The organism is Pseudomonas sp. LAMO17WK12:I10 (assembly GCF_900215185.1).
GTDB classification, from domain to species: domain Bacteria; phylum Pseudomonadota; class Gammaproteobacteria; order Pseudomonadales; family Pseudomonadaceae; genus Aquipseudomonas; species Aquipseudomonas chlororaphis.
Map to the genome: position 1 here is coordinate 150,028 of NZ_OBDX01000018.1, position 8,006 is coordinate 158,033.

General features: G+C 62.1%; 5 protein-coding genes and 1 pseudogene. 2 read left to right on the forward strand and 4 right to left on the reverse strand.

Translation table 11 applies throughout. The features are described from left to right. The first annotated feature begins 153 nt into the window (after positions 1–153). Positions 154–1,044: an ATP-binding protein gene (locus tag CRO75_RS19945; protein ID WP_097137643.1), complete on the forward strand. Its 891-nt coding sequence runs from the start codon at positions 154–156 to the stop codon at positions 1,042–1,044. Further along, entirely contained in the window at positions 1,041–1,523 is a 483-nt protein-coding gene (locus tag CRO75_RS19950) for a GAF domain-containing protein (protein WP_085531688.1), read from the forward strand. The genes CRO75_RS19945 and CRO75_RS19950 overlap by 4 nt, the downstream gene beginning before the upstream one ends. Positions 1,524–1,529: 6 nt before the next feature. Here the strand turns inward: CRO75_RS19950 and CRO75_RS19955 are convergent, their stop codons facing one another. The 4 genes and pseudogenes from CRO75_RS19955 to CRO75_RS19970 all read right to left on the reverse strand — a co-directional run. Further along, complete coding sequence (locus CRO75_RS19955; RefSeq protein ID WP_097137645.1) at positions 1,530–4,478, reverse strand: HD domain-containing phosphohydrolase; 2,949 nt, start codon at positions 4,476–4,478, stop codon at positions 1,530–1,532. A 206-nt stretch (positions 4,479–4,684) separates the two neighbouring features. Beyond that, the gene (locus tag CRO75_RS19960) at positions 4,685–6,790 is read right to left on the reverse strand and encodes an ATP-binding protein (protein ID WP_239990614.1); all 2,106 of its coding nucleotides are present in this window, start codon (positions 6,788–6,790) and stop codon (positions 4,685–4,687) included. 107 nt (positions 6,791–6,897) lie between these two features. Further along, on the reverse strand, positions 6,898–7,524 hold the full coding sequence (locus CRO75_RS19965) for a response regulator transcription factor (RefSeq protein ID WP_007931447.1): 627 nt from the start codon (positions 7,522–7,524) through the stop codon (positions 6,898–6,900). Between the two features lie 341 nt (positions 7,525–7,865). Further along, positions 7,866–8,006 (reverse strand): annotated as a pseudogene (locus CRO75_RS19970) (IS5/IS1182 family transposase); the annotation flags it as partial.

Here is an 8,006-nt window from a genome sequence, read left to right on the forward strand (position 1 = left end):
CCAATTTCCGTTTCCCTTCGCTGGGCAAGCATAGCTGATCGTCAGTGTGTGCCGGCAGGGCCCGGCGCCGTTCGCCTGCGGTAGACCAGGCATGCGCAAGGTCGTTGCGTCTGCGTGCCACATCATTACTGGGAACCTGCCCGAGGAGAAGTCGTGGAATCTCGATTGAATGCTTTTCTTGAGCGCGCCGATGCGGTTCTGGCGCGTATCGAGCCGCTGTTGCCCGCGCCGCGACAAGCCATCGACTGGACCCAATGCCTGGCCGCGCGCTGGCAGCGTGAAGGCCGCAGCGGTTTCCTGCTGCCGCTGGAGGTCAGCCTGGACATGCGCCTGTCCGACCTGATCGGGGTCGATAACCAGCGCGACCAGTTGGGGCGCAATACCCGGCAGTTTCTCGACGGCCTGCCGGCCAACCACGCCTTGCTGTGGGGCTCGCGCGGCACCGGTAAATCGTCGCTGGTCCGCGCGCTGCTGGCCGAGCATGCCCAGCACGGCCTGCGCCTGATCGAGATCGAGCGCGATCACCTGGCTGACTTGCCGCGGGTGGTGGAGCAACTGGTCAAGCTGCCGCAGCGTTTCGTGCTGTTCTGCGACGACCTGTCGTTCGAGTCGGGCGAGGGCGACTACCGGGTACTCAAGAGCGTGCTCGACGGCTCGCTGGAACAGGCTCCGGACAATGTGCTGCTGTACGCCACCTCCAACCGCCGGCACCTGGTTCCGGAGAAGGAAAGCGACAACGAGAACTGGAAGCGCGTCGATGGCGAGTTGCACCCGAGCGAAGCGGTGGAAGACAAGATTGCCTTGTCGGACCGTTTTGGCCTGTGGTTGTCGTTCTACCCCTTCACTCAGGAGCACTACCTGAACGTGGTCGAGCACTGGATCGGCGAGTTGGGAAGCAAGGCCGGCCTGCAATGGCAGCGTGACGAAGCCCTGGACATCCTCGCCGTGCGCTGGGCCACCGGCCGTGGCAATCGCAATGGTCGCTGCGCGTATCAGTTCGCGCGCTACTGGGTAGGTTTGAAGTTGTTGGAGCAAAAAGCATGATCGATCTGCAGAACACCGGCAAAGGCCTGGACGGCTATGCCTTGCTGTGCGCCCAGCTGGAATCGTTGCTGGCCGACGAGCGCGATTTCATCGCCAACGCCGCGCAATTCTCGGCGTTTCTGTTCAACCAGCTGGACGACTTGAACTGGGCCGGGTTCTACCTCAACCGCAACGAGGAACTGGTGCTCGGCCCGTTCCAGGGCCAGATCGCCTGTGTGCGCATTCCCTTCGGTCGCGGTGTGTGCGGCGCGGCCGCGGCGAGCCTGCAGACCCAGCGGGTCGAGGATGTGCACGCGTTCCCCGGGCATATCGCCTGCGACAGCGCTTCCAACAGTGAACTGGTGGTGCCCCTGGTCAAAGAAGGGCGGTTGATCGGCGTGCTGGACCTGGACAGCCCGAAAATCGCCCGCTTCACCCTCGAGGACCAGGCCGGCATCGAACGCCTGGCGGCGATCTTCCTGCGCCTGACCGACTGCTGAGCCTCGTCAGCCCCTGAGTCCGGCCTTGTCCAGCACGGCCTCGGGGTCTACCCCGTCGATTTGCTGCGGTTCCATGAAGCGGTCGGCGTACTGTTGGTAGATCCCGGTCTGGATGAACAGCTCGAACAGTTCCGGATCGATATGGGCAGTGCGGCACATGGTTGCCATGATGCCCAGCGCTTCGCTCAGGGTCTTGCCCTTCTTGTAGGGGCGATCCGCTGCCGTTAGCGCTTCGAAGATATCGGCGATCGCCATCATCCGCGCCGGCAGGCTCATCTGCTCCCGTTTCAGTTGCTTGGGATAACCGCTGCCATCCATTTTCTCGTGATGGCCGCCGGCGATCTCGGGAATGCTGCTCAAGTGACTGGGGAAGGGCAGGTGGTTGAGCATCAGGATGGTCTGCACCATATGGTGATTGATCACGTAGCGCTCTTCCCGGGTCAGCGTGCCTTTGCCGATTTTCAGGTTGTACAGCTCGCCACGGTTGTACTTGTAGGGCGGCACATCGAGCTTGAAGCCCCAGGGATTGTCCGCCGGGATCAGCTCGGCGGGGTTGCGTTCGATCAGCTGCTCGGGCTTGTCGGCCAGCAACTGTTCGGTGACCGGCAGGGTCGGCGCCGGTGTGCGTTGCTGGCGGTGGTTTTCTTCCCATGACACGCCCAGGCGGTCGTCCAGGGTGCGGCTCCAGGTGCGCCGGGCAATGCTTTCCAGCCGTTGCAGATCGGCTTCGGCCATGGCTTCGTTACCGAGGTTGCAGCGGGCGATAAAGGCAAAGTCGTCGTCCAGTTCTGCCAGGCCGGCATCGCGGATCGCCGCCAGGGAAACCTCATCGCCACCCTGGGCGCGGGCCTGCCAGTAGTCGATCCAGGCATCGCGCTTGAGCACCTCGACGCGGGTGCGGATTTCATGGATGCGGTCGTTCAGGGTTTCCAGCTTGGTGGCCTTGTCGACCACGTACTCGGGGGTGGTGATCTTGCCGCAATCGTGCAACCAGGCGGCGATATGCAAGGCCTCCCACTCATCTTCGCTGGGCTGGTAGGCGCTGAACGCCGGCTGCTGGCTGGCCGCGGCGGCCTGGGCCAGCATCAGGGTCAGCGCCGGCACCCGCTGGCAATGCCCGCCGGTGTAAGGGCTCTTGGCGTCGATCGCCCCGGCCAGCAGTTGGATGAAGGCGTCGAGCAATTGTTTTTGCCGGTTCTGCAGGCGCTGGCTGTCGATGCTGACCGCCGCGGCGCCGGAAACCGCCTGCAGGAACGCGACGCGGTCCGGGCCGAGTTTTTCCAGGTCGGCTTCCTGGCCGCTGTCGGCCAGCAGTAGCACAAGGATACCGACGGTTTCGTTGTGGCGATTGTGCAGGCGGATACCGATCAGGTGCACGCTGGGGCAGTTCATCGCCAGCAGCACGCCTTGCAGGTCGGCCGCCTGCTCGAACCCCAGGGTCGTGACCAGGCTCTCGCCGTTCGCCAGTTGCCGCAGCCATGCGGGGCTTGCCTCGTGCTGGATGTCCTGGCTGCGTACATCGAACGCCTGCAACTCCTGGACAACACCGGCGATGATCAGGCCGTGGGGCTTGAGGTTCATGCCATCGTTTTCGCGCAGGTAGATCAGCCCGGCCTGGGCCTGGCCGATCTTCATGGTTTCAACCAGCACCCGTTGCAGCAGCGGGTCGAAGCGGGTTTCCGCGGAAAGGCTGGCAGTGATCTCGAAAAAGCTGGCGAGGGTGTCCTTCATGCGGGCCATCGACACGCTCAACTGGTCGACTTCCAGTACCGGTGAGCGGCGCGTCAGCGGGTAATCGAAATCGAAGCTGCGGATGGCATCGGCTTCCTGCACCAGGGCGCGCAGCGGCCTGACCAGCACGCGCGATGTCAACCAGCCGAGCGGCAGGCACAACAGCAGAATGCCCAAGGTGATGAATGCGCCTTGCCAGCGCATGCGATAGGCGTCCGCCAGCAACTCGTCCTCGGGCACCAGCAGTGCCAGCTGCAACCCACCGGGTCCACCTTCCTGCAGGTGCCGGCTGGCAACTATCCATTGGCGATCCCCGAGCCGCAGGCGGTTGCCCTGGGCCTTGCCTTGCAGCAGCGCGTCGAGGGCCGGGTTCAGGTCGTTGGCGCGGATCAGCCGGGCACTCTGTTCTTCGACGATCAGGCGACGGCTGTCCGGGTAGGCCACGGCATGGCCATTGCCATCCACCAGGGCGATTTCGGTGCTGGGCGTGACCCGATGTTTGGCCAGGGTCGCCGAGAGTTGTTCCAGGGTCAGGTCGGCCCCGATCACCGCATGGTTACCGCTGCGGCGGGCGAGGGTGGTGCCGACGTTGCGGGTCGAGAAAAAGACGTAGGGCTCGGTGGTGATCTGATCGGTGTCGTCCTTGGCGTTGGCAAACCAGTTGCGGCTGCTCGGGTCGTAGGCTTCCTGGGAATTGTCCCGGCGGCTGACCAGGGCGAGGTCGGTGTTGTAGAACAGCGACTGCGAATGCAGTTGCCCGGTGTGGCGGTCACGCTCGATGCTCCAGACTTCGTAGGCCGCGGCTTCAGGGGCCTGGCGAGCTTGTTTCAAAGCCTGGGTGCGCAAGGGCCGGACCATGAAAAAATCCCCATCGGCATAACCCACATAGAGTGAGGCCAGGTCGGGATTGTCCTTGAGCGATTGGCTGAAAGGCCCGAGCAGCGCCAGGCGTTGCTCGAGATCGCCGGCCTGGACGGCCGGATTGCCCACCAGCAGGCTGAGCAGATGGCGAATCGGTTCGTAGGTCGCTTTCAGGTCCAGTTGCACGTCCTGTTCGATGCGCTGGAACAGTTTTTCACTGCTGGAAAGGATGATGCGAGTGGTCTGCTGGTAATTGAAAAATCCCAGCACCACGCCGGTCAGCAGAAGCAGGCAGGTGAACATCACGCTGATATGCACATGGAGAGGAAATCGGCGTTTATCGAACGACAGCGTGCTTGGCATTGCAGCTCTCTCCAGGGGGCGCGTGATGCGCAACTCAACGTTTGAGCATAGTTAAGGCAGGTGCATTGCGCTCAGGTGAGGCAGCTCCGGGGGGCGTTGCGAATTGCATTGCTATGAGGTGTTTGGGGCCGACTGACAGGATAGTGGCTTTTTGATATTTGTCTGGCAACTATCCGCACCACAAGTTGCTGCGCTGGTGATGGGGATCAGGTCGTGGCCGGACTCTGCTGTTGATCGATTTGCCACAGCAGGGCCCGTTCGAGCTTGAGCATGGCCTGTTCCAGGGCGGTTCTGCGCTGCATCAGGGTTTGCCTGTCCGCGTCTTGCAAAACAGCCTGCTCAAGGGCTTCGCACTGCGCTTCAAGGTCTTTGGCCTGCACCATCAGGGCCGAGCCCTTGATCTTGTGGGCGAGTTCCGCCAGTGCCTGGGGCGGGGGCTCGCAGGGCAGGGCCATCAGTTGCTGGCGGTCCCGGTAGCTGCAATGCAGCAGTTCGGTAAGGATGCGCAGGGCGAACTGCGGTTTGCCGCGGGACAGGGTGCGCAGCGCCTTCAGGCTGAACACGCCATTCCAGGGCCGCGGTTGCAGGCCCGCCAGTTTATGGCCGAGGGTCGCCAGGCCGACAGGCTTGAACAGGCAGTCGTCGATGCCGGCCTGTTCGCACTGCTGCCTCTCTCGTGGCCTGGGGCTGGCGGTCACCCCCAATACCCGGCAAGCCGCGCGGGGCTCCAGGCGTTCATGCTCGCGGATGGCGCGGACCAGGTCGTAGCCGTGCATGCCCGGCATGTTGCAATCGACGATGAGCAAGTCGAAGAACCCCTTGCACCAGCGCTCGAAGCCTTGCTCGACGTCTTCGGCGGTGCGGCAACGGTGCCCGAGAAAGTGCAGTTGTTCGCTCAGCAGCAGGCGGTCCGCCGCATGGTCATCGATCACCAGTACGTTCAGGGCCCGGGTGGCAGGGGCAATGAGTGGCTCGACGAGGGGCGCGGGTTTTCGCGCTGGCTGACAGGCCAGCGGCAACAGGACCCGGACTTCCGTGCCTATGCCCGGCTGGCTGGTCAGTTGCAGCGTGCCCTGCATGAGCTCGCAGAGGTGGCGGCAAATGGTCAGGCCCAGCCCTGCGCCGTCAGGTCTGGGTGGGGTGCGAGCCTGGGCCTGGAAGAAGGGTTCGAACAGCTTGTGCTGATCTTGCTCGTCGATGCCGATGCCGCTGTCCGTCACTTGCAGCATCAGCCGCGCCTGTTGCGGCTGCGCGGCCGCTTGCAGGTCGAGATGGATTTTGACCTGACCCTGTTCGGTGAACTTGATCGCGTTGTGCAGCAGGTTGCCCAGGATCTGCTTGAAACGCAGTGGGTCGAGTAGCACATCGACCGGCTCGACGCTGGAGTGGAAGGTCGGTAGCAGCTTGAGGTGTTTCTCCCGGGCCTGGCTGTCGAACTCCCTGACGATGGATTCGACAAGGGCGCGCGGCTCGAGCCATTCGGGCGCCAGGTCCAGGCACCCCGATTCGATGCGGGCGATATCGAGGGTGTCGTCGACCAGGTCCTGCATTGCCCGGGCCGAGCGATAAGCCATTTTAATGACCGGACGATCCTGGGACTGGCTGTCGGAGCGCTGCCGCAGCAGTTCCAGCGCACCGATCAGGGCATTCATGGAGCGGCGCAGTTCGTGGCAGGTACTGGCCAGGAAAGCGCTTTTCGCCAGGCTGGCCGCTTCGGCCTGTTGTAGGGCGGCCTTGAGGCTGTCGCTGAGCCGATGGCGTTCGCTGATATCGACCCAACCGCCGATGATGCCCTGGACCTCGCCGTTCGCGTCCCGGTAGGGCAGGAGCCAGTGCTGGACGGTCAGCTCCGCTCCGTTCAGGCGCAGTGGCCGGTCACGCAGCAGCGGGCTGTCTTGCGCCATGACGCGCTGGTAGTCGGTGTGATAGGCGCGGACCTGCTCGGGATCGTCCAAAAGTCCCTGCAACAGGCTTTTGCCGATGACCTCTTCGCCCCGGGCGGCGAAGCTTTCCAGGTAGCTGGCATTGCAGCTTTGCAGCAGGCCCTGGCGGTTGCGCACGTAAGTCGGATGCGGCACGCCGTCGATCCAGGCCTGCATGAAGGCGAGCTGCTGCCTGACGTCATGGGTGGCCTGTTGCTGCTGGGTCAGTCGCCGGTGCAGCCAGGCATTCCAGCCCAGGGACGCCAGCAACGGCACGCCGAGCCCCAGGCCTGTGAGCAGGAGCAGCCCGCGATGGCCGTTATCGAGAGGCGGGGCGGCGGCCGATTCAAGACAAGGCGCCGTGTCAGGGCACTGAGGGAGGGAAGTCATTGCCAACTCTGGTTGCCCGGCCTCGACCAGGCCAAACAACAGGAACAGCGAAACTGCCATGGCCGTCAGGGTTAAATAATAAAGAATGGGTTTGAACATCCTGTTTCTCACACCAGTTCGTGACGTTGTGCCAACTCGATAAGTTCCGCCATGGAAGTCGCGCGAAGTTTGTGCATGATTCTTTTTTTATAGGTACTGACGGTCTTGCCACTGAGAAAGATGCTGTTGGCTATTTGCGTACTGGTGCTGCCCTTGGCAAAAAGTTGCAACACCATCAATTCCCGATCGCTGAGCAACATCAAGCGGCTCAGTTCGTTGTTTGCCGTTTCATCCTGACGCGGCGTTTGCAGGGCATGGCTCGGAAAGTAGTTGTAGCCGCACAGCACCGCCTTCATGGCGCTGAGCACTTCGCTCAGGTCTTCCTGCTTGCACACATAGCCGCAGGCCCCGGCCTGCATGCAGCGCGCGGCGAACAGGGCCGGCGACTGCGCCGTCAGCACCAGCACCCGCAAGGACTTGTCCAGGGCGCCGAAACGCAGCAGCAGTTCCAGCCCGTCGAGCTTGGGGATGCTGATATCGAGCACGATCAGGTCCGGCATGCTGTCGCGAACCATTTGCAGGGCATCGACACCGTTATCGGTTTCGCCGACGACTTTATAACCCTCATGTTCCAGCAACATGCGGATGGCCAGTCGGATAACGGGATGGTCGTCGATGATGAAAACAGAACTCATGGTCAAACCCGTGGAAATAAATACAGGTCTGGACCTTAACGCAGGCAGGACAGTGGATATATGCGGGTTAAGGCGGGGTTGGGGACAATAAGGCAGTTCTTACATGAAAGACGGTTTCGGATTACAGCGGTTTTTCAGTTGAAAGTAGGAATGAGTATCCAGCCATGTAAAAGGTAAGGAGATGTTGGAGGTTTAGGGATGGTCTGAAGTAGCCCAATATTTACTGGCTAATTCTTCATCCTCGATGCCAAAAGCGGCAGCAGGTCAAGATGCGATCAGATCTGCTGTCTATTTCATATTTTTTCGCCGTTGCGAGCACCTCGTAGCAACCATTTCGCGTACTACAGATGCACCTCTCCTGTCTTCGATAGCAAATGCCGACGAGCCATCCACAGGTTCGATAGCGCGAACAGCATCACCATCTGCGCGGTGTTCTTGACCAAGCCTCGGAACCGCACCTTGGTAGAACCAAACTCGCGCTT

Excerpts from the sequence above, each read along its gene's own strand:
- CRO75_RS19950 (WP_085531688.1), top strand. The coding sequence starts at position 1,041 with ATGATCGATCTGCAGAACACCGGCAAAGGCCTGGACGGCTATGCCTTG.
- CRO75_RS19955 (WP_097137645.1), bottom strand. The coding sequence starts at position 4,478 with ATGCCAAGCACGCTGTCGTTCGATAAACGCCGATTTCCTCTCCATGTG.
- CRO75_RS19960 (WP_239990614.1), bottom strand. The coding sequence starts at position 6,790 with ATGACTTCCCTCCCTCAGTGCCCTGACACGGCGCCTTGTCTTGAATCG.
- CRO75_RS19965 (WP_007931447.1), bottom strand. The coding sequence starts at position 7,524 with ATGAGTTCTGTTTTCATCATCGACGACCATCCCGTTATCCGACTGGCC.